Source organism: Streptomyces sp. ALB3 (assembly GCF_044385685.1).
Taxonomy (GTDB): Bacteria; Actinomycetota; Actinomycetes; order Streptomycetales; family Streptomycetaceae; genus Streptomyces.
In genome coordinates this window covers 145,521-166,543 of the sequence record NZ_JBISCE010000038.1, presented here as the reverse complement: position 1 = coordinate 166,543, position 21,023 = coordinate 145,521, and the positions used below count along the sequence as shown (strand labels likewise).

20 protein-coding genes are annotated in these 21,023 nt (G+C 73.2%); 14 read left to right on the top strand and 6 right to left on the bottom strand.

Features of this window, described 5'->3' with window-relative positions:
- Positions 1–25 precede the first annotated feature (25 nt).
- A complete protein-coding gene (locus ACHFIV_RS24510) occupies positions 26–1,048 on the top strand; it encodes an endonuclease/exonuclease/phosphatase family protein (RefSeq protein ID WP_398972914.1) in 1,023 nt (340 codons plus the stop codon).
- Between the two features lie 17 nt (positions 1,049–1,065).
- On the opposite strand, the gene ACHFIV_RS24505 is transcribed toward ACHFIV_RS24510, so the two are convergent.
- The 3 genes from ACHFIV_RS24505 to ACHFIV_RS24495 are packed head-to-tail and all read right to left on the bottom strand — an operon-like array spanning position 1,066 to position 3,285.
- A complete protein-coding gene (locus tag ACHFIV_RS24505) occupies positions 1,066–2,106 on the bottom strand; it encodes a TIGR03571 family LLM class oxidoreductase (RefSeq protein WP_398972911.1) in 1,041 nt (346 codons plus the stop codon).
- The gene (locus tag ACHFIV_RS24500; RefSeq protein ID WP_398972909.1) at positions 2,103–2,741 is read right to left on the bottom strand and encodes a pyridoxamine 5'-phosphate oxidase family protein; all 639 of its coding nucleotides are present in this window, start codon (positions 2,739–2,741) and stop codon (positions 2,103–2,105) included. Before ACHFIV_RS24500 ends, ACHFIV_RS24505 begins: the two co-directional genes overlap by 4 nt.
- A 7-nt stretch (positions 2,742–2,748) precedes the next feature.
- Positions 2,749–3,285, bottom strand: a complete 537-nt coding sequence (locus tag ACHFIV_RS24495; RefSeq protein ID WP_398972908.1) for an HPP family protein — start codon at positions 3,283–3,285, stop codon at positions 2,749–2,751.
- Between the two features lie 156 nt (positions 3,286–3,441).
- Between ACHFIV_RS24495 and ACHFIV_RS24490 the strand changes: the two genes are divergently transcribed.
- Positions 3,442–4,095: a CGNR zinc finger domain-containing protein gene (locus ACHFIV_RS24490; RefSeq protein WP_398972905.1), complete on the top strand. Its 654-nt coding sequence runs from the start codon at positions 3,442–3,444 to the stop codon at positions 4,093–4,095.
- 27 nt (positions 4,096–4,122) lie between these two features.
- Here the strand turns inward: ACHFIV_RS24490 and ACHFIV_RS24485 are convergent, their stop codons facing one another.
- Entirely contained in the window at positions 4,123–5,523 is a 1,401-nt protein-coding gene (locus tag ACHFIV_RS24485; protein ID WP_398972903.1) for a vanadium-dependent haloperoxidase, read from the bottom strand.
- Positions 5,524–5,743: 220 nt separating this feature from the next.
- Entirely contained in the window at positions 5,744–6,382 is a 639-nt protein-coding gene (locus ACHFIV_RS24480; RefSeq protein ID WP_398972900.1) for a CGNR zinc finger domain-containing protein, read from the bottom strand.
- Between the two features lie 246 nt (positions 6,383–6,628).
- Between ACHFIV_RS24480 and ACHFIV_RS24475 the strand changes: the two genes are divergently transcribed.
- The 6 genes from ACHFIV_RS24475 (at position 6,629) to ACHFIV_RS24450 (ending at position 13,944) form a co-directional block, all read left to right on the top strand.
- Positions 6,629–7,546, top strand: a complete 918-nt coding sequence (locus ACHFIV_RS24475) for a LysR family transcriptional regulator (protein ID WP_398972897.1) — start codon at positions 6,629–6,631, stop codon at positions 7,544–7,546.
- Between the two features lie 213 nt (positions 7,547–7,759).
- Positions 7,760–8,176, top strand: coding sequence for a cupin domain-containing protein (locus ACHFIV_RS24470; protein ID WP_398972893.1), 417 nt, complete (start codon positions 7,760–7,762; stop codon positions 8,174–8,176).
- Positions 8,177–8,346: 170 nt separating this feature from the next.
- Positions 8,347–8,862, top strand: a complete 516-nt coding sequence (locus tag ACHFIV_RS24465; RefSeq protein WP_398972890.1) for a cobalamin B12-binding domain-containing protein — start codon at positions 8,347–8,349, stop codon at positions 8,860–8,862.
- A gap of 2 nt (positions 8,863–8,864) precedes the next feature.
- Complete coding sequence (locus ACHFIV_RS24460) at positions 8,865–10,190, top strand: methylaspartate mutase (RefSeq protein WP_398972888.1); 1,326 nt, start codon at positions 8,865–8,867, stop codon at positions 10,188–10,190.
- A gap of 41 nt (positions 10,191–10,231) precedes the next feature.
- Positions 10,232–12,244 carry an FAD/NAD(P)-binding protein gene (locus ACHFIV_RS24455; RefSeq protein ID WP_398972885.1) on the top strand — a complete coding sequence of 671 codons (2,013 nt, stop codon included), beginning with the start codon at positions 10,232–10,234 and terminating at the stop codon, positions 12,242–12,244.
- Positions 12,241–13,944 (top strand): AMP-binding protein, encoded by a 1,704-nt coding sequence (locus ACHFIV_RS24450; RefSeq protein WP_398972882.1) that lies wholly within the window; start codon positions 12,241–12,243, stop codon positions 13,942–13,944. Before ACHFIV_RS24455 ends, ACHFIV_RS24450 begins: the two co-directional genes overlap by 4 nt.
- Before the next feature lie 80 nt (positions 13,945–14,024).
- On the opposite strand, the gene ACHFIV_RS24445 is transcribed toward ACHFIV_RS24450, so the two are convergent.
- Entirely contained in the window at positions 14,025–14,600 is a 576-nt protein-coding gene (locus tag ACHFIV_RS24445) for a CGNR zinc finger domain-containing protein (RefSeq protein ID WP_398972880.1), read from the bottom strand.
- A 158-nt stretch (positions 14,601–14,758) separates the two neighbouring features.
- Here ACHFIV_RS24445 and ACHFIV_RS24440 point away from each other — a divergent pair, with 158 nt between their 5' ends.
- From ACHFIV_RS24440 to ACHFIV_RS24415, 6 genes are all read left to right on the top strand, one after another.
- Complete coding sequence (locus ACHFIV_RS24440) at positions 14,759–15,214, top strand: VOC family protein (protein WP_398972877.1); 456 nt, start codon at positions 14,759–14,761, stop codon at positions 15,212–15,214.
- 31 nt (positions 15,215–15,245) lie between these two features.
- On the top strand, positions 15,246–16,166 hold the full coding sequence (locus ACHFIV_RS24435) for a pyridoxamine 5'-phosphate oxidase family protein (RefSeq protein WP_398972874.1): 921 nt from the start codon (positions 15,246–15,248) through the stop codon (positions 16,164–16,166).
- 53 nt (positions 16,167–16,219) lie between these two features.
- Entirely contained in the window at positions 16,220–16,414 is a 195-nt protein-coding gene (locus ACHFIV_RS24430) for a ferredoxin (RefSeq protein ID WP_398972872.1), read from the top strand.
- On the top strand, positions 16,411–17,631 hold the full coding sequence (locus tag ACHFIV_RS24425) for an NAD(P)/FAD-dependent oxidoreductase (RefSeq protein WP_398972869.1): 1,221 nt from the start codon (positions 16,411–16,413) through the stop codon (positions 17,629–17,631). Before ACHFIV_RS24430 ends, ACHFIV_RS24425 begins: the two co-directional genes overlap by 4 nt.
- Positions 17,632–18,125: 494 nt before the next feature.
- On the top strand, positions 18,126–19,319 hold the full coding sequence (locus ACHFIV_RS24420; protein WP_398973021.1) for a Cmx/CmrA family chloramphenicol efflux MFS transporter: 1,194 nt from the start codon (positions 18,126–18,128) through the stop codon (positions 19,317–19,319).
- A gap of 233 nt (positions 19,320–19,552) precedes the next feature.
- On the top strand, positions 19,553–20,770 hold the full coding sequence (locus ACHFIV_RS24415; RefSeq protein WP_398972866.1) for an MFS transporter: 1,218 nt from the start codon (positions 19,553–19,555) through the stop codon (positions 20,768–20,770).
- Positions 20,771–21,023: the final 253 nt, after the last annotated feature.

Here is a 21,023-nt window from a genome sequence, read left to right as displayed (position 1 = left end):
ACGGCAAGGCAGTGAGGACGAGCGCATGGTGCAGGCGTACAGGGCGGACACCGAGAACGCCGGCGCGGGTCCGCGGCCGGGCTCCCGTTTCGAGGCCCTGCGTCACAGACTGGCCTCCGACCGGGGCATCTGGCGGCGCGGCATCCTGCTGGCGCTCTGCTCGGTCCTCCTGACGGTCGTGATGGTCTTCCACTCCGACATCCCGAACGCCGTCGGCAACCTGGGCAGCCTCATCGAGACGTTCCTGCCCTGGTTCGGCCTCCTCGTGCCGCTGCTGCTGCTCCTCGGTCTGGTCCGGCGCTCCGCGACGGCCCTGATCGCCCTCGTCCTGCCGGTCGCGGTATGGCTCAACCTCTTCGGAGGCCTGCTGTTCGCCGACAAGTCGGGCACCGGCGGCGACTTCACCGTCGCCACCCACAACGTCAACGCGGGCAACCCCGACCCGGCGGGCACCGCCCAGCAGGTCGCGGGCTCCGGCGCGGACGTCGTGGCCCTGCAGGAACTGCCGGGCGGCAAGGTGGCGGCGTACGAGGACGCGCTCGCCGACCGGTACCCGCACCACTCCGTGCAGGGAACCGTCGGCCTGTGGAGCAAGTACCCGGTGACGGACTCCAGCCCCGTCGACATCAAGCTGGGCTGGACCCGGGCGATGCGGGCCACGGTCACCACCCCCGAGGGCCCGGTCAAGGTGTACGTCGCGCACCTGCCCTCCGTACGGGTCAAGCTGAACGCGGGCTTCACCGCCAACCAGCGGGACGACAGCGCGGACGCGCTGGGCGAGGCGATCGCGGGCGAACCGCTGGACCGGGTGGTCCTCCTCGGCGACCTGAACGGCACGATGAACGACCGCTCGCTCAACGCCGTCACCGCCCAGATGCGCTCCACCCAGGGCGCGGCGGGCGACGGTTTCGGCTTCAGCTGGCCGGCGTCCTCCCCGATGGCGCGGATCGACCAGATCATGGTGCGGGGCGTCGAGCCCCTCGCCTCCTGGACCCTCCCCGCGACGGACAGCGACCACCTCCCGGTCGCGGCCCGCGTCCAGCTCTGACGCCCGGTCCGCCGGACCTACCCGGCGGGCGGGACCTCCCCGGCCGGGAAGTGCGGCAGCAGCCAGGCCGCCAGTTCCTCCATCACCTCCGACGCGGGGCGGGTGTTGTGCCGGAGGTTGACCATCAGCTGGTCGACACCGGCGGCCTCGTAGGTCTTGAAGAGGTCCAGCAGGGGCTCACGCCCCATCGCCCAGCCCTGCGGCAGCGGACGCGGTGACGCGTACGGGTCCTCGTCGAGCACCAGGTAGCCCGCCTGCGCGTACGGCTTGTAGCCGGGGGAGCCCGGCTCGCCGGTCAGCCGGCGCCAGCGCGCGGTGTTGGCCCGCTGCCGCTCCGGTTCCAGAGCCGTGTAGAGCCAGCCGTCCGCGTGCCGCGCCGTCCACTCCAGGGGCTGCCCGCCGCGGCCGGTCATCAGCATCGGCAGCCGGCCGCCGGCGGGCAGGGGGAGCAGACCGGATCCGGGCGCCACCGTGCCGAGCGGGGAGAGGAAACCCGACGGTCCCGGCTCGGTGAGGTGGCGTACGTACTCCCACCCGTGCCGCAGCCCGTCCGCAAGGCCGGCCGGATCGAGGCCGAAGGCGGGCACCTCCCCCGGGCGGTCGCCGCGGGCGACGCCGAGGAGCATCCGGCCGCCCGAGAGCACGTCCACGGAGTCCGCGGCCTTCGCCACGTGGACCGGGTGGCGAAGCGGCAGCACGGTGCTCGCCGTACCGAGGGCGATGTGCCGGGTCGCGACCGACAGCGCCCCCAGATAGACCCAGGGGTCGAAGAGCTGGCCGCCGTCCCCCTCACCGGGCACGAGCAGGGGCACGTCGCGCAGCCACAGCGTGGAGAAGCCCAGGTCCTCGGCCGTCCTGGCCAGCCGGAGATGGCCGGCCATGGACGGTACGTCCCCGGTGAACGACTCCAGCGGGGCGATGAGGCCCAGCGTGGCCCGCCCGCCGGGAAAGGCCCGCAGCATCCCGGGGTGCCGAAGCAGCCCGGGATGCTGCGACACCCCGGTGGCGGGTCCGGTGGCGGGCCCCGCCGGAGGGCCGCCGGCGTCCTCGGTGCTCACGCTGTGCCCGGCCCGCCGGTGCGCGTGGCCTCCAGCAGCCGGGCGTTCTCCCGCTCCAGCTCGGCGATCCGCTGCCGGACCGGCTTCAGCGCCTCCTCCAGTTCGGCGGCGGTGTAGCGCGGCTCGATGTGCTGGGGGCAGTTCCAGTCGTAGGCCTCCACCGTGACGAACAGGACCCGCTCGGGCGCGGCCCGGTAGTCGTCGGGGACCAGCGGTCCGGCCGAGGCGGGCCACTCGTCCGGGGTGCCGGTCCGGGCGCGCCCCAGGATCTTGAGCCGCCTGCGCGCGGGATAGTCCATCAGCAGCAGGGAGACCCGGTCGTCGGTGTCCAGGTTCCCCGTGGTGATGTACTGCTTGTTGCCCCGGTAGTCCGCGAAGCCCAGCGTGCGCTCGTCGAGGACCCGCAGGAAACCCGGTGGCCCGCCCCGGTGCTGCACGTAGGGCCAGCCCGAGGAACCGGTGGTCGCCAGGTAGAAGCTGCCGGCCCGCGCGATGAAGCCGGCCTCCGAAGAGGTCAGGCGGTCGGCCTCGGCGGGCCCTTCGGCCATCGCGGCGTAGTTGCGCCGGCTGCCCTGCTCCTCCTGGTGCGCCTGGACCGGCGGTGTGAACAGCAGCTGTGCGTAACGGCTGGTCATCGGCGGCCTACCACCAGTAGGTGGGGTAGCGGGGAGTCCGGCCGCTGCGGCCGGTGAGGATGCCGACGCCGACGATCACCGCGGTGGCCAGGAGCAGCAGGAGCAGGAAGAGCACCGTGGAGGGCTGGGTGACGACCACGATGACGGCGGTCGCCGCCGCCGGGGAGTGGGGCGTCCTCGCCAGGGCCATCGCACCGATCGCCAGACCGCCGGCGACCGCCGAGCACCACACCGAGTCACCGCCGACGGCCAGGCACACGAAGCCGACGACGGCCGAGACCAGCTGACCGCCGATGACGCTGCGGGGCTGTGCCAGGGGGAGGGACGGGGCGGCGAAGACCAGGGCGGCACTCGCGGCGAGCGGCGGGATGAGCACCGTCTGGTCGAGGAGGACGCCGATCGCCACCAGGGCGACGAGGGCCGTCACGCCGCCGAGCGTGGCCACCGAGACGACGGGGAACGCGGGGCGGGCCGGGGCCTTGCTCGTCAGGACGGAGCTGAGTCGGCGCTGCGGGGAGAGCTCGGAGACACGCGTGTCGGACACGGACGTTCCTTCCAGGGGGACGGGATGGGCCGGGATGCGGGTACGGGAATGCGCGCACCCAGGGGTGCGGGAACGGCGAGCACATGAGCTAATGGAAGCATCCTATGCATATCCATTAGCTCATGGCGGCGAAACCGAGACGGCAGGATGGGATACATGAGCGAGCAGACGGACCGGCGGCGCGGCCGGTCACCCATCGACGAACTCCCGCTCACGGGGGAGCCGTTGGCCTTGGACCTGGTCAACACGACCTACATCAGGGGCGGAATGAGAGGGCACCTGGTGGACGCGCTCTCCACCCCCGGGGACCTGCGGGACTGGCTCGTCACGCACCGGGACGCCCTCCCCGCGGAGGCGGTGGCGGGAATCGGGGGGCCGGCCCCGGCGGGCCGGGACCACCTGGAGGTGTTCCTTGAACTGCGCCGGGCGCTGAGGTCCCTGGCATCGGCGCTCACCGCCGGCCGGCCCCCGGACCCGGCGGACCTGGCCGTGCTGAACGGGGCGGCGGGACGGGCCGCGCGGTGGCGTGAGCTGAGGCCCGCCGAGGGGGAGCCGGAGGGCGGAGCCCTGCGGGTGGTGGAGCGGTGCCGGGAGCCCGACCCGTTCCTGGTGGCGCTCGGCGCGACGGCCGGTGCGGCGGTGGAACTCTTCGGGGGTCCGGACGCCGGGAAACTGCGGGCCTGCGAGGCACCGGGATGCATCCTGTACTTCGTCCGGAGCCATGCCCGCCGCGCCTGGTGCACCGTCGGGTGCGGCAACCGCGTACGGGTCTCACGGCACAGCCGCCGCTCCCGTGGGAGCGACGGCTGACCCCTGCCCCGGGCGTCGCGCCGCGGGTCAGTTCAGGATGTTCCGGTACACCTCGTCGGAGAGGTCGTAACCCAGCTCCAGCGCGGCGGAGTTGTCCCACTCGAAGTGCACGCCGAGGTACTTGCGGCTGTCGGCCTTCTCCTGGGCCGCGGCGCTCAGGCTCGGGAACGAGCGGGTGACACCCTTGGCCAGCGGGTCGTCGGTGCCACCGGTGAAGGAGAGCTTGTCCGTGCCGAAGTAGTTGCGCACGATGCCGGCCCACGCGGAGCCCACCCCGGAGTGCCCGGAGACGTAGGTGGGGAAGTTGGGGCTGAAGCTGTTGCCCGCCAGGTCCTGCTCTTCGGGCTGCCAGGACGGGTCGGCGACGATGCCCGGGTTGGGGGCCTCGTTCGCGCGGGTGATGGCGTCGACCGGGCGCCACACGTCCCAGTCGGTGCCGTACTTGGAGTCCCAGATCGCGATCGCGGCGTCGGCGAGGGCGGCCGACGTGAGACCGAAGAGCTTGGCGCTCTCGAAGGAACTGCCGTACGGGCGGTACTTCTTGAAGATCACGGCCGTGTGCTCGAACTGCTGGCCGACAGGCTTGTACGTGCCGTCGATGTCGTTGGCCCAGAAGTGGGCGAGCTCCGTCTGGTCGGCCGTGCGGGCGGTGGAGTTCTTACCGCCGATCCGCTTGATCTCGTTGACCTGGTCGGCGTACTCGGGGCTCTTCAGGAGGGCCTCGGGTGTGGCGAAGCCGCCGATGGGGCCCGGCCGGAACCCGCTGCCCGAGGAGATGGCGAAGGGCTTCACCTTGCCCCAGTTGGGCGCGCCCGCGGGTTTGCCGGGGGCCGGCTGCCAGTGACCGGGGGCGGTGTTCACCACGTAGGGCGTGGTGTCGTCCGAGCCGTCGCCCGTCCGGTGGGCGAGCAGGGCCTTGGCGATCCTGGTCCCGAGGTCACGGCCGAACGCCCGCTGGGACGAGTTGCCGACGTCGGGCAGGGCCAGGGCGGTCTTCAGCCTGGCGTCGAGGTCGGCGGCCGGGTACGCGGGGAAGGCGCCGCGCAGCGCGGTGTACGCGGCGTAGTCGATGGCCGTGTTCAGGGAGCCGTAGGCACCGGCCGCGGACGCGTCCTTCGTGAGGTAGGGCTTGCCGATGGTGCGGATGGAGTTGGCGGAGTCGTAGATCGAGAGGTCCAGGATCGCGGCACCGCGGGTGAGCGGTCCGGGCGTCCCGCCGGTCTTGCGGAACACCTCCAGCAGCACGTTGTTCCAGTACAGGACGTGGTCCTGGGAGCCGCGCGCCGTGGAGGGCACGGAGGTGTCGCCGGCGGGGGGCGTGACTTCGGCCGCCGCGGGAACGGAGGGGGCCAGTGTGGCGACGCCCGCGAGGGACAGGCCGGCCACGGCCACGCGCAGAGTCCTGCCCTTGCGTATGGAGCGGAGCATGAGATGAGATCCCTGTCTGTCGGCGCCCGGTGACTTCCTGACGCGTCGTCACCGCGGCGATGCCTTCTTCGCCGAGAAACGTACGGCGGCTCCGCCCCCCGTCACCGATGGCTCCCCAGATGCCAGCCATCGGCAATCCCGATGCCCCGGGGCTGCCCAGGCCCTTCATGCGGTGTCCATGTCCGCCTAACGGCCCGTTGGTGGTGACACCGTTAGGTGGTCACTCGGCCCGCCGGGCCGTCGGATGGAGCTCCGCGAGGTGGTGCCGGGCGTAGTGCCGGGCGGCTCGCGCCCTGTTGCCGCACCCCGTCGAGCACCACTGCCTGCGGGAGCGTCCGCGGTCGAAGAAGAAGACGCACCCCGGCGCGGTGCACGGCGTCGGCTCCACGCCGGAGGAGCCGGCCAGCAGCTCGATCAGGGCGTGGGCGACCTCCGCCTGGGCCGCGACCACGGGTGTCGCCGTGCACCAGTGCCTCACGGTCGGCCGTTCCCCGGGGGTCCAGTGCAGCATCGGCAGCGAACGGCCCATGGTGGCGGCCCGGTTGACCTGCGCCACGTCCCACGGCTCGGGCTCGCCGCAGCGCATGTAGGAGTCGACCAGACGCCGGCCGGCGTCCCTGAGCAAGGTGAAACCCAGCACGTCGGCCTCGTCCACGGCCGCGAGGGAGCAGTCGTCGATGGGGGTGGTGAACAGGGCCCGACAGGAACGCAGCCACCAGATGAGGTGCTCGGGTGACCGGAAGCCGTCGTGGAGCTCGCCGCGCACCGGGAAGACGGTGTTGAGGAACTCCAGCGGCAACGGCTCGCCGTTCAGCGGCGGGACGTCCCGGGGGGTGGGGAACGGATCGGTCTGAGTCATCTGGGTCCTCGGGCGGGAGGGGAGGCGGCGCTTGTTCGGGGCACACGCTCCATGGCAGGATCGAGCTAACGGCATACACACCTCTGGTCCGTTAGTCTGGCTAGGCTAGCGGAGCAGGGGCCCGTAGGGGCCGGCTCCGTCGAGGAGCGGGGGGTTCCTCGGCTTGGGGGGCGTGCGATGGAGGGTGCCCCACACCGTGCCGGGAGGCGGTTCCCGTAAGACGCCGTTTTTTCTGTGGGGGAGAAAATGACATTGGATCTTGCGCTCTATCAGTTGAGAACTTTCCGCGAAGTCGCCAGGCTGGGCAGCTTCACGAAGGCGGCACGCAGTCTGGGGTATGCACAGTCCAGTGTCACCTCACATATTCGGTCGCTGGAAACGCGTGTGGGTATGCAGTTAGTGCAGAGATTGCCGCACGGCGTCCGGCTGACGCCGTCGGGGGACATCTTCCATGAATACGCGAACCGTATCTTCCATGTGGTCGACGAAATGTCCAACGCCCTGAATCCGTCCGGTGAACTGGAGGGGCGTGCGGCGGTCGGGGCCTCCGCCCTCCTCCTGGAGACCCGGGTCGGGGCCCTGCTGCAGGACTGCCGTTACCGGTACCCCAAGGTGCAGGTGTCACCCCGTCAGCTCGTCATCAGCAACGCCGCCCGGGCCGTCCAGGCCAACGAGGTGGACCTGGCCCTGGTGCACGGCGACTTCGTCGGCGCGGGGGACCTGCCGGCCGGCCTGGTGGTCGAGGAACTGCCGGACCTGGAAGTGGTGCCGGTCGGGTCGCTGGAACTGTCCCGTATCGCGGACCGGGCACGGGCGCTCTCGCAGGTGAAGGTGCTGGCGGTCGACCCCGACTGCTCCTCGCACCAGGTGATGGTGACCGCGCTCCGGGAGGTCTACGGCATCGAACCGCAGGTCATCGAGGCCGGCTCGGTGAGCGGGGCCCGGGAGCTGGCCCGCGTCGGCTACGGCATCGCGATGTTGCCCGCCGAGTCGGTGCGGGCGGAGGGCGAGGGCAGCGGGCTCGCCGTCCTCCCCGGCCTGCCCCGCGTCCGGCTCGGTGTCCGCGCGCTCTGGGCCGGGCGCCACCTCTCGACGGCGGCGGTGACCGCCTTCTGCGACGTGGCCGTCAGGGTCGGCAGGCAGCGGGAGGCACAGCCGGCCTGACCGGTCCGTGGACGGCGAAGGGCGGGTGGGTGAAGAACGGGTGACCGTTCTTCACCCACCCGCCCTTCTGCTTTTCCGGGGCCGGCCGATTCCGGGGGAACAGGCCCATCGAAATATGTGATGCCGCCCATCGCATTCGGTGCGGATCGGATCGGCACACGCCTACATAGCCTTCTCATGGAGATGCAAGTCAAACCTTTGAGAGGTGGGAATGTGTCCGACATCGCCTACATACCGAATGTCTTTCGCAGCGGCTTCGAGCTGGACGACCTGGACTGGGTCACCTGGTCCGAGCCCGGCCGCACAGGCGTCGAGCACCATGTGCTGTGGGCCCCCGACGAGGCGAAGGGGGAGGACTCCGTCGGCCTGCTCCTGCGCTTCCCGCCGGGTGCGCACGGGGACTTCCACGAGCACCTCGGCCACGAGCTGATGCTGGTCCTGGACGGTGTCCTCGACCACAGCGACGGCATCTCGTACGTGAAGGGCGACCTCGTCGTCGAGGGACCGGGCACCGAACACCAGATGTCCAGCCGCACGGGCTGCACCGTACTGGCGATCCGTACCGCGCCCGCGGCCGCGCGCACCCCCCAGAAGCCGCTCCGGCCGGTCGGCGTCACCGCCGCCCCCTGACCGGTGCGGGCGGGGCGGACGCGCGCGTCCCCCCGCCGCACGTCCGCTCCGCCCGCACCACAGCGCACCGCACCACAGCGCACCGCACCACAGCGCACCATGTCGCACCGCACCGCGGGCTCCCGCCCGGCTTCGCCATGTCATCCCGCCGACCCGAAGAGAGCGGTTCCTTGTCCACGTACAGCCTCCAGAACCCGTACGGTCCGACCCCGGCGGAGCCGGTGAACGGGCCGGACGCCGCCACCGAGCGCGGCGGCCGCAGGGTCCTGGTCTCCAGCGTCTCCTCCGACTCGCACACCTGGAACCTCGTCTTCCTCCAGCTCCTCATCGAGGAGATGGGGCACGAGGTCACGAACATCGGCTCCTGCGTACCGGACGAACTCCTCATCGAGGAATGCCGGCGGGTCCGCCCCGACCTCGTCGTCATCAGCAGCGTCAACGGGCACGGGGCCCTGGACGGCGCACGTGCCGTGCGGCGGCTGCGCAGCCACCCCGACCTGCGCGACCTGCGCGTGGTGATCGGCGGGAAACTCGGCGTCCGCGGTTCCGACGCGGAGCCCCTGGGACCCGGGCTCGTCGAAGCCGGATTCGACGCCGTCTTCGAGGACACCTCCTCGGTCACCGAGTTCCGGAGCTACCTCGCCCGGTCCGCACAGCCCCAGCTCACCGCGTCCGGAGTCCGGTGACCATGGCGGAGCACTCCGTACAGCGCCGCCCGGACGCACGGCCGGCCCCGTCGGCGCAGGGACCCTTCGCCGCCGCGGTGGCCGCGGGCGTGCGGGCCGGCGAACTCGTCGTACAGCCCAGGATGGGCTTCGCCGACATCCCCCGGATGAGCGAGGGGCTGCACGCGGTGAAGCGGGCCCGCGCCCGGACGGTGGGCACCCTGACGATCGACAGCTACACCCGGGTCGGCGACAACGAGTCGGCGCGCCGGGCACTCGCCGACGGCACGGACCTCAACGGATATCCGATCGTGGCCCACGGCCCCGGCACGACACGTGAACTGACCGGCCCGTTCACCGACTCCGGGTTCGCGGTCCAGGTGCGCCACGGCTCCGCGGACCCGCACCACATCATCAAGGCCCTGCTGGACGCGGGTCTCGACGCGACGGAGGGCGGGCCGGTCTCCTACTGCCTGCCGTACAGCAGGACACCGCTGGACGACTCCGTCGACGCCTGGGCCCGCAGCTGCGAACTGCTCGCGTCCCGTCCGGGCACCCATCTGGAGAGCTTCGGCGGCTGCATGCTCGGCCAGCTCTGCCCGCCCGGACTGCTCGTCGCGCTCTCCGTCCTGGAAGGCGTCTTCTTCCGGCAGCGCGGGTTGCGCAGCGTGTCGCTGAGCTACGCCCAGCAGACCCACCACGCCCAGGACGTCGAGGCGCTGCTGGCCCTGCGCACCCTGGCGGGCGAGTACCTCGGCGGCATCGACTGGCACGTCGTCCTCTACACCTACATGGGCGTGTTCCCCCGGACCCCGGAAGGCGCGCTGGGACTGCTGCGGGACAGCGCCCGCCTGGCGGTGCTCACCGGGACCGAACGCATGATCGTCAAGACGCCCGCCGAAGCACACCGCATCCCCACCATCCAGGACAACGTGCGGGCCCTCGAGGAAGCCGCCCTGGCCGCCGCCGGCTGCGAGGGTCCCACCGCGTCGGCGGACCAGGAGTTCGGTGTCCTGGCCGAGGCGCGCGCCCTGGTGGAAACCGTCCTGGAGCTGCACCCGGACACCGGGCGGGCCCTGGCCGACGCGTTCCGGCGCGGACTGCTGGACGTGCCGTACTGCCTGCACGCCGACAACGCCAACCGGTCCCGCAGCTACATCGACGCCCGCGGCGCCCTCCAGTGGCACTCCACCGGCGCCATGCCGATCCGCGCGCTCCCCGCGCCCGAACGCGAACGACTGCGGGCCGACGACCTGCTCGGCATGCTCTCGTACACCCAGGAATCCTTCGACCGGGCCGCCCTGGGCGAGCGCCGGTACGCCGTCGGGGGCACCCCGGCGTCCAGCTGACCGCACGTCGCGTATCACTCCTCACCCGTTAGGAAGTAGCTGTGTCCGGATTCCCGTCCGATACGCGCCCCCTCGTCATCGCCGTCATCGGCAGCGGCCCCCGGGGCATCTCCGTGCTGGAACGGCTCGCCGTGCGGACGGCGGCCGAGGCGGAGCAGGCCGGCGGCACGCCGCGGCCCGTCCGCGTCCACCTGATCGACGCCACCGAGATCGGCGCAGGCCGGGTCTGGCGCACCGACCAGGACGACTGGTTCACCATGAACACCGTGGTCAGCCAGGTGACCATGTACTCCGGCGACCCGGACGGCGGCCCCGACCGCCCCGGCGCCGGACCCTCGCTGGGTGAGTGGATAGCCCGGCGGGCCCGGGAGGCGGGCGAGGAACTCCTCGGCCCCGACGACTACGCCCCCCGCGTCCGCTACGGCCAGTACCTCGCCCACGTCCTCGACACCGTCGTGGCCGCGATGCCCGGCCATGTGGACATCCTGCCGCTGACCGGCCGGATCACCTCGGTGCGGCCGGCCGCCGGCGGCGGCTACCGCCTCGGGATCGACGGCCGCCCCGGCCCGCTGGAGGCCGACCGCGTCGTCCTGGCCACGGGCCACCCGGTCAACGCGCCGGGCGCCTTCGAACGCGAGATGCTCGACTTCGCCGCGCGGACCCCCGGCACCCGCTACCTCTGCGGTGACTCCGCGGCGGACATGCCCCTCGGTGAGGACGAGATCCCCGCGGGGAGCGTCGTCGGCGTCAAGGGACTCGGACTCTCCTTCTACGACGTGATGCTCGCCCTGACCGTGGGCCGCGGCGGTGAGTTCCGCACCGGCCCCGACGGTGTGCTCCGCTACCGGCCGAGCGGCCGGGAACCCCGGATCGTCGCCGGCTCACGCAGCGGTCTGCCGATCCCCGCACGCGGACGCAACCAGAAGGAGCCGCACTACAGCCACCGCGCGCTCTTCCTCACCCCCGACGCGCTGGAACGCGCCCGGGAGCGCCGCCGGGCCCTGAACGGCACCGGGCAGCTGGACTTCGAGCAGGACGTGCTCCCGCTGCTCCGTGCGGAGATCGACCACGTCCACCGCACCACGCTGGTGCGGCGGGCCCTGGGGGCCGCCGCGGCCGAGGAGTTCGCCCGGGCGCACGCCGAGGTGCTGCGCGAGGGCGGCGACGGCCACGCCCTGCTGAGGGAGGCCGGACTGGCCGACGCCGAGCCGGTGGACCTGGACGCGCTGGCCCGTCCGTTCGGCCAGGAGGTCTTCGATTCGCCCGAGGACTTCCGCACCCACCTGCTGAAAGTGATGGACGAGGACCTGGCCGCCGCCGAACTCGGCACGCTCGACGGCCCGTTGAAATCGGCACTGGACGTGCTGCGGGACATCCGCAACGTGGTCCGCCAGGCCGTCGACCACGGCGGGCTGCTGCCCGCCTCGCACACCGGGTTCTTCCACGGCCGCTTCCTGCCCGTCAACGCCCTGCTGTCGGCCGGCCCGCCGATGGCACGGGTGGAACAGCTCAGGGCCCTGATCACGCAGGGCGTCGTCGAGGTCGCGGGTCCGGACACCGCCTTCGAGGCGGCACCGGAAGCCGGCGGTTTCCGGGTCGGATCCCCCCGCGTCCACGGCTCCCAGCGAATCGCGCGGACCCTGATCGACGCCCGCATCCCCACCCCGGACCTGCTGCGCGACACCTCACCGCTGACCCGGCAGCTGGTGGACGACGGCATGGTCCGGGCCTATGTGATCGAGGGCCCGGACGGGGACCGCCACGTGACCGGCGGTCTGGACGTCACCGTCAGCCCCTTCCACGTCGTGGACGCCTCCGGCCGGGTCCAGCCCGACCTGTACGCCCTCGGCATCCCGACCGAGCACACCCGCTGGTTCACCCAGGTGGGCAGCAGCCGCCCGGGCGTCGGCACCCTCTTCTACCGGGACGCCGACGCGATCGCGGCGGACGTGCTGCGCCCGGCGGGACCCGTCCGCCTGCCCCGGCAGGCGACCGCCGCCCGCCGCCCGGCGGCCCCCGTCCGCATACCCGTCCGTGAGGGGGAGTCCGCATGAGCCGGGAACGGCACGAGGGGCGGCAGCCCGGGGACCTCGCCGCGCGGGAGTTCCTGCGCGCACGGGACGTCCTGCTGCTCCACCGCACCGACCTGGAGAAGGCGGTGGCCGAGTTCAGCTGGCCCCGGCCGGAGTTCTTCAACTGGGCGCTCGACTACTTCGACGGCGTCTCCACCCGGACGGACCGTCCCGCCCTGCGGATCGTCGGCACCGGCGGACCGGAGACCGACGAACTGTACGGCTACGGCGAACTGTCGCGGCGCTCCGCCCGGCTCGCCAACGCCCTGCGCGCCGCGGGCGTACGCCGGGGCGACGTCCTGCTGCTGATGCTGGGCAACAGGGTGGAGGTGTGGGAGACGATGCTGGCCGCCGTCAAGACCGGTGCCGTCGTCGTCCCCACCTACACGACGGCGACCCCCGCCGAGCTGGCGGACCGCCTCGACCGGGGCGAGGTGCGGTACGTCGTCGCCGAGGCGGCGCTGACGGACCGGTTCGCCGGCCTGCCGGGCGGGTGGACCGGCTTCGCCGTCGGGGGTGAGGCGGAGGGCTGGCGGTCCTACGACGCCCTCCGGCAGGCGCCCGACGTCTTCGAGCCGGACGGCCCCACCCGGGCGGACGACCCGCTGTTCCGGTACTTCACCTCGGGCACCACCTCCAAGCCCAAACTGGTGGAACACACCCACACCAGCTACCCCGTCGGCCATCTGTCGGGGATGTACTGGAACGGGGTCCAGCCGGGCGACGTGCATCTGAACATCTCCGCGCCGGGCTGGGCCAAGCACGCCTGGAGCTCGCTCTTCGTCCCCTGGAACGCCGAGGCGACGGTGCTCGCCCTGGACGCCGCCCGCTCGGGTCCCGCCGCGATCCTCGACGCCCTGCGCACCCGCCAGGTCTCCACCTTCTGCGCCCCGCCGACCGTCTGGCGCGCGCTGGCGGGTCTCGGACTGGGGGAGCGTCCGCCCGCGCTCAGGGAGGCCGTCGCGGCGGGCGAACCGCTGGAGGCGTCCCTGATCGAGCGGGTCGCCCGCGACTGGGGGATCTCCCTGCGCGACGGATACGGGCAGACGGAGACCACCGGGCAGATCGGCAACCCGCCCGGCCGGCCGGCGGCGCCCGGCAGCATGGGCTTCCCGCTGCCCGGGTACACCGTCGTCCTCGTCGACCCCGAGTCCGGCACACCCGTTGCCGACGGGACACCGGGCGAGATCTGCCTGGACCTGTCCACGGCGCCGCTGGGCGTCATGCGGGGGTATGTGGGGAACCCGGGCCGTACGGCCGAGGCACTGGCCGGCGGCTACTACCACACGGGTGACCTGGCCGTACGGAACGCGGACGGCTCCCTGGTCTACCTCTCGCGGGCCGACGACATGTTCAAGTCCTTCGACCACCGCATCTCGCCGCGCGAGCTCGAGGAGGCGCTGCGCCGCCACCCCGCGGTGGCCGACGCGGCCGTCGTCCCGGTGCCCGACCCGGTCGGCCTGTGGGCCCCCAAGGCGTACGTGATCCTGACCCCGGGCAGCCCGGCCTCGGCCGCCACGGCACGTGACCTGCTCGGCCGGGCGTGCGCCGAACTGCCCCCGGAGAAGTGGGTGCGGTCCGTGGAGTTCGTGGCGTCCCTGCCGCGCACGGCGTCCGGAAAGGTGCGCCGGGCCGAGCTCAGGGAGCGTCCGGCGGGGACGGAGTACCCGCTCGACGCCTGAGGACCGCTTCGGACGACCGCGGCGCCGGACTCCCCCCAGTACGCGGGGAGTCCGGCGCCGCGGTGTTCCACCGGGTGGCCTCAGACCGTGCGGTGGCGGGCGTAGTGGCGCTGCGCCTTGGCCCGGTTGCCGCAGCCGGCCATCGAACACCAGCGGCGGGTGCCGTTCTTGGACACGTCGTAGAAGTGCAGGACGCACTCGTCGTTGGCGCAGGGGCGCACCCGGTCGGGCCGGTCGTCCATCAGCCGGAGCCAGCTCTCGGCGGCGTGCCAGGCCGGCAGCCAGGAGGGGGCCTCCACCTCGACCGCCGAGCCGGGCCGGCCGTCCGTGTCCAGGCTCCGCAGGATCCGCCCGTGGGAGAGGACCTCGTTGAGCGCCCCGGCCGCGGCCGGATCGGGCCGCTCGGGCGTGAGGACCAGCGAGTCGAGGGCCCCGCGCACACCGAGCAGGTGGTCGAGGGTGGCGTGGTCGGAGGGCACCCGGGCGGTGCCGAGGTGCTCCCGTACGGCCGGGGCCGACAGCCAGAGCGCCAGCCCGTCCAGGCCGTCCAGCAGGTCGTGGGAGCCCTCGGCGTCGATCCACCGGGTGTTGAGCAGGTCCAGGGCGAGCGGCTCACCGGTCAGCGGCCGCGGGTCGGGTGCGGGGGAGGGCGGCACGGCGAGGTCCTTCCGGCGAGGTGAAAACGGTTTCCCCTCCGATACTAACCAGCCATCTGCCAATGAGCGGTTGACTCTCTCCGACTCTAACCCCTAAAGTCATGTTCAACGGTTACGAGATCAACTCGTGGCTCCGACGAAGGCACAGGTGTTTGACGATGACCAAGGCACAGAACCTCCAGACCGGGCACGTCGGCGTGAACGTCACCGACCTGGACCGTTCTCTCGCCTTCTACCGCGAGGTCTTCGACTTCGAGGTCCTCGCCGAGGGCAAGGAGGGCGACCGCCGCTGGGCGTTCCTCGGCCGCGGCTCCCGGCTCCTGGTCACCCTGTGGCAGCAGAGCACCGGCACCTTCGCGACCGACCGCCCCGGCCTGCACCACCTCTCGTTCCAGGTGGACACCGTCGAGGAGGTCAGGGCCACCGAAGAGGTGCTGCGCGCGCTGGACGCCGACTTCACCTACCAGGGCGTCGTCCCGCACGGCGAGAACGCCACCTCGGGCGGCATCTTCTTCAACGACCCCGACGGCATCCGGCTGGAGATCTACGCGCCGGCCGGCGCCGACCCGGCCGACGCCCCCACCACCGGCGCGCCCACCTGCGGCTTCTTCTAGACCCGGCCGCACCTGCCCCGAAAGGAACGCCGTGGCCACGTATCACAGCGGCGAGAGCGCCGTACAGGAACGAGCCGGTCTGGAACGCCAGGCGGACTTCTCCCTGGGCGGCATCGGCGACACCGTGCCCGACGTGGCGGCGGCGTTCCTCGCCGCGCAGCCCATGCTGGTGGTGGGCGGGACGGACGGAGCCGGCCGGATCTGGGCCACCCAGCTGACCGGGGAACCCGGCTTCCTCCGGGTCCCCGACCCGCGGACCCTCCTCGTGGACGCGCTGCCCGAGCCGGGTGACCCGCTGCACGAGACCCTCACCGGCGCGCACGGGACCGCCGTCCGGATCGGCATGATCGGCATCGAACCCGCCACCCGGCGCAGGATGCGCGTCAACGGACGCGCGGTCCGGACCCCGGACGGCCTGCGGGTGGAGCTGGACCAGGTCGTCGCCAACTGCCCCAAGTACCTGCAGAAGCGCGACCACCGGTTCCTGGGCCCCGGCGAGTCCACCGTCGCGCGCACCGTCACCGGGTCCACCGCGCTCACCGGCGGACAGCAGCGGATGCTGCGCGAGGCCGACACCTTCTTCGTCGCCACGGCCTCCGACCGCGGCGACGCGGACGCCTCCCACCGGGGCGGCAACCCGGGCTTCGTCCAGGTGCTCTCCCCGACCCTGCTGCGCTGGCCCGACTACACGGGCAACGCCATGTTCCTGACCCTGGGCAACCTCCTCCTCAACCCGGCGGCCGGCCTCCTGGTCCCCGGCTGGGACACCGGTACCGCGCTGCACCTCAGCGGCACCGCCCGCACCGTCTGGGACGAGGAGGAGACCCGGGGTGTGCCGGGCGCCCAGCGTCTCGTCGAGTTCTCCGTCGAGGCGGTACGCGAGATCACCGCCGCGTCCGGCCTGCGCTGGTCCGAACCCGCCTACTCCCGCTTCAACCCGGCCGTCGCCTGACCGGCCGGCCAGGCCCCGCCGACCCACCCACCACGATCCCGAGGGAGTTCACGATGCGCGTCGCCGTGGACATGAAACTGTGTGAGAGCCACGGACAGTGCGTCTTCGCGGCGCCCCAGGTCTTCTCGTTCGACGACGAGGAGTACCTCGTGTACGAGCCCGGGCCCGACGACGCCCTGCGCGACCAGGTGGAGAAGGCCGCGGCCGCCTGCCCGGTCCGCGCCATCACCCTGGCACCCGCGTCATGACCGGGGACGTCCGGCGCCACCTGGTGATCGTCGGCGCCTCCCTCGCCGGTCTGCGGGCCGCGGAGACCCTGCGGGCGGAGGGCTTCGAGGGCGAGCTGACCGTCGTGGGCGCCGAGCTCCACGCCCCGTACGACCGGCCGCCGCTGTCCAAGCAGGCCCTGACGGCGCCCGGCGGCCCTCCGGACACGGCACTCCCCGTGCCGGACGGCATCCGGGCACGCTGGCTGCTCGGCCGTCCGGCCGTCGCCCTCGATCCGCGAGCCGCCACGGTGACCCTGGCGGACGGGACCACGCTGGCCTACGACGGACTGCTCGTCGCGACCGGTGCCGCCGCCCGCCGCCTCCCGCCGGACCGGGGCGCGCCGCCCCGGCGGGTGTTCACCCTGCGCGACCGCGACGACGCCCACGCCCTGCGTGCCGAACTCACGCCCGGCAGAAGGCTGCTGGTCGTCGGCGCGGGCTTCCTGGGGAGCGAGGTGGCCGCCGCGGGCCGGGCCCTGGGCCTGGACGTCACCGTCGTCGAGGCGGGCCGGCTGCCCCTGGAGCGCGTGGCGGGCAGGGCGGTCGGCGCGTTCGTCGCGGACCTGCACAGGACGGCGGGCGTCGACCTCCGCGTGGACACCACCGTCGAGACGCTACGGTCCGGCCCCGACGGCGCGCTCACCGGAGCCGTCCTCGGCGACGGCACGACCGTGGCCGCCGACGTGGCGGTCCTGGCCCTGGGAGCCGTCCCGGCCACCCACTGGCTGGCCGGTTCCGGGCTGGACGCCGGGGGAGGCGTGCTCTGCGACCGGTGGCTGCGCGCCCTGGACACCGAAGGCCGGGTCGTACCCGGGGTGTTCGCCGCCGGGGACGCCGCCAGGGTGCCGCAGCCGCTCGCCGACGGACGGCCGCTGGCCCTCGGCCACTGGAACGACGCACTCGACCAGGCGGCCACGGCCGCCCGCACCATGCTCACCCCGCACAGCCCGCACGCCCTCGACGCGGTGCCGTCCTTCTGGTCGGACCTCTACGGAGCCAGGATCCGCTCGGTGGGCCTGCCCGGCGCGGCCGACGAGGCCCGCGTCGTCGAACACGACGCCGCGGCCCGGCGCATGGAGGTCAGTTACCACCGCGGGGGCCGCCTCGTCGGGGCTCTGACCGTGGGGCGCACCGCCCGCCTCGCCGCCTACCGCGAGGAGCTGCACCGGCGGAGCGCCCCCGTACCGGCCGGCTGACACCGGACACGGCCCACCCCACCGGGCGGGCCGTGTCCGTGTGCGGGGTCCCGCCCCCCTCCCCGTCCGTGCGGTGCCGCGGGATCCGCCCCCGCACGGCGCGAGGGGTCCCGCACGCCCTGTGAAGAGGTATGCTCCCGGCCATGCCCACCCCCGAGTCCGACAGACTCAGGCCGCCGGTCCGCCGGCGGCCGATCCGCGACACCCACGACTCCTGACCCGGGCGGCCGGGACGTGAGCAGGCCCTGACCCCTCGTCGGTCACTGCCTCGGTGTCGCCGATCGCGGGCCGCCGCCGGACCCCGCGGAGATGCGGGCCGACGTCCGGGCCCGGCCGGAAGCAGCCGACGGACGTCCGTCGGCACCGGCATTCCGTCGCGTCGCCGTCCCACGCCTCGCCGTGCGACGGGCGCGGCCCGCATCCCCCGCGCGCACCGGTCCTTTCCCGGCGGTTCCGTACAAGGGGTCTGCACCACCATGGTCAAACACACTCGTCTGCCGTTCGCCGTCCATGTGCTCGGGCTGGCGGTCTTCGCCCAGGGCACATCGGAGTTCATGCTCTCCGGCCTGCTCTCGGGCATCGCCGCCGACCTGGACGTCTCACTGTCCGCCGCAGGTCTGCTGACCTCCGCCTTCGCGGTCGGAATGGTGGTCGGCGCCCCGCTGACCGCCCTGGCCGCACGCACCTGGCCCCGGCGCCGGGCCCTGCTGTCCTTCCTCGCGGTCTTCGTCGCCGTCCATGTCATCGGCGCGATGACGACCGATTACGGGGTGCTGCTCGCCACCCGGGCCGTCGGGGCGCTCGCCAACGCCGGGTTCTGGGCGGTGGCGCTGGTCACCGCGCTGTCCATGGCCGCCCCGCACCAGCGGGCGCGGGCCACCGCCGTGGTCGTCGGCGGGGTGACCGTCGCGTGTGTGGTGGGCGTCCCGGCGGGGGCGGCGCTCGGTGGACTGTGGGGCTGGCGCTCGGCGTTCTGGGCGGTCGCGCTCGTCTCCGTACCGGCGGCCGTCGCCTTGCTGGTGGCGGTGCCGGGGGACCGCCCCGGCGACGTGCCGCGAGTGAGCGCGAGGAGCGAACTGCGTACCCTCGGCCGGCCGCGTCTGCTGCTGACGCTGCTGGTGATGGCTCTCACGCAGGGGGCGACCTTCTGTGCGTTCTCCTACCTGGAACCGCTGGTCACCCGGGTCACCGGGTTCGGCGGGGGCTGGGTGCCCGTGGTGCTCGCCCTGTTCGGTGCCGGCTCGTTCGCGGGCGTCACCCTGGCCGGGCGCCTGGCCGATGCCCGCCCGGACGCGGTCATCGGGCTCGGCATGACCGCCCTGGCCCTGGGCTGGGCCGCCCTGGCCCTGACCGCCGCCCACCCGGTCGCGGCGCTCGCGCTCGTCCTGCTCCAGGGGGCGCTGGCCTTCGGTACGGGGACGACGCTGATCACCCGGGTCTTCCACCTCGCCCCGGACGCCCCCACCCTGGCGGGCTCCTTCGCCACGGCCGCCTTCAACGTGGGCGCCGCGGTGGGCCCCTGGCTGGGCGGGGCGGCCCTCGGCGCGGGCCTCGGCTTCCGCGCGCCCGTCTGGACGAGTGCCGTGCTGATGGGTGCGGCACTCGCGGTCGCGGGCGTGCTGTCGGCGTCCTCCGGCGCCGTACGACGGCCCCTCACCGCCCGGAGGCGGCCGGCGCCGGAGCGATGACCGCGCGGACCCGCGCAGTGGGAGCAGGCTCCGGCGCCGGGGTCCGGCCACCGAGTGACGCACACATCACACCGCGCCGCAACGGCATGTTCACGTCCGGGCATAAAACGTCTGAGAGACTTTGTTCCGACGGGATACATAACCCGTCCCGGCAACGAAGCCGACGCTCCCGCACCTACCGCCGCCGTCCGTCCCCCGTGGCACGGACGGCCTCCTGCCCGAAAGGTCCTTCCATGCCCCTGGCCCTGCTCGCCCTCGCTGTGAGCGCCTTCGGCATCGGCACCACCGAGTTCGTGATGATGGGGCTGCTGCCCAACGTCGCGGACGATCTGGGAACGTCCGTACCCACCGCCGGTTACCTCGTGTCGGCGTATGCGATCGGCGTCGTCCTCGGTGCGCCGCTGCTCACCGGCCTCGGATCCAGGATCCCGCGCAAGCGGATGCTCCTGCTGCTGATGGCCCTCTTCACCGTCGGCAACCTCGCTTCCGCCTTCGCCCCCGACTTCGGCTGGCTGCTGGCCGGCCGGTTCCTGGCCGGTCTGCCGCACGGGGCCTTCTTCGGCGTCGGCGCGGTCGTCGCCGCGCGCCTCGTGCCGGACGGCCGCCAGGCCCGTGCCGTCGCCACGATGTTCCTCGGTCTGACCGTCGCCAACATCGTCGGTGTCCCCGCGGCGACCCTGCTGGGCCAGCACCTGGGCTGGCGCGCCACCTTCATGGTGGTCGCGCTGATCGGCTTGGTCGCGATGGCCGCTCTCGCCCGCCTCGTACCGCAGATCCCCGTCCAGGCGCACCAGAACGTACGCCGTGAACTGAGCGCGCTCGGCAACCGCCAGGTGATGCTCGGCCTGCTCACCGCCGTCCTCGGATTCGCGGGTGTCTTCGCCGTCTACTCGTACCTGTCGTCCATGACGACCGAGGCGATGGGCTTCGGCGAGTCCTCGGTGACGCTCGTCCTCGCGCTGTTCGGCATCGGGATGACCCTCGGCGCGCTGGCGGCGGGACCGCTGACCGACCGGGCGCTGCGTCCCACCCTCTACGGCTCGCTGGCGGCGCTGGCCGTCGTCCTCGTCGTCTTCCCCTTCACCGTGCACGTGCAGTGGGCCGCGCTCGTCATGGTGGTGCTGCTCGGCGGCATCGGCTTCATGACGACCACACCGCTGCAGATGCTCGTGATGAACAAGGCGAAGGACGCCCCCACACTCGCGTCCGCCTCCAACCACTCCGCCTTCAACCTCGCCAACGCCGGTGGTGCCTGGCTCGGCGGGGTCGCCATCGCGGCGGGCTGGGGCTGGACGTCCCCCGCCCTGGTCGGCGCGGTGCTGGCCGTCGCCGGACTCGCCGTGGCGGTCACGGCGGGCGTCCTCGACCGGACCCCGGGCACCTCGCGCGTGGTGGCTTCCGGCGCCCGCGCCGAGGCGCGGGAGCACGCGGAGGCCCGTTCCGGGTCCTGAACCCCAGCCCCGCCCGAGCTGGGTTCCGCGGTGCCGGGCGGCCGGGGGCGCGTGTCCCGCGTCTGTGACGGGCCGAGTTCAGCTGGCCCCCTGTGTGCCCGGCCCCACCCATGGAACGAACGGACGTCCGCGCACGCGAGCAGCATGCCCCGCCCGCGCGTACCGGTGCGTCCGGCGCACCGGACGACGCGGCGGAGGCCGACGGCCCGGTCCCGCTCCGTACCTGCCGCCGGCGCGTGGCCGGGCTGCCGGC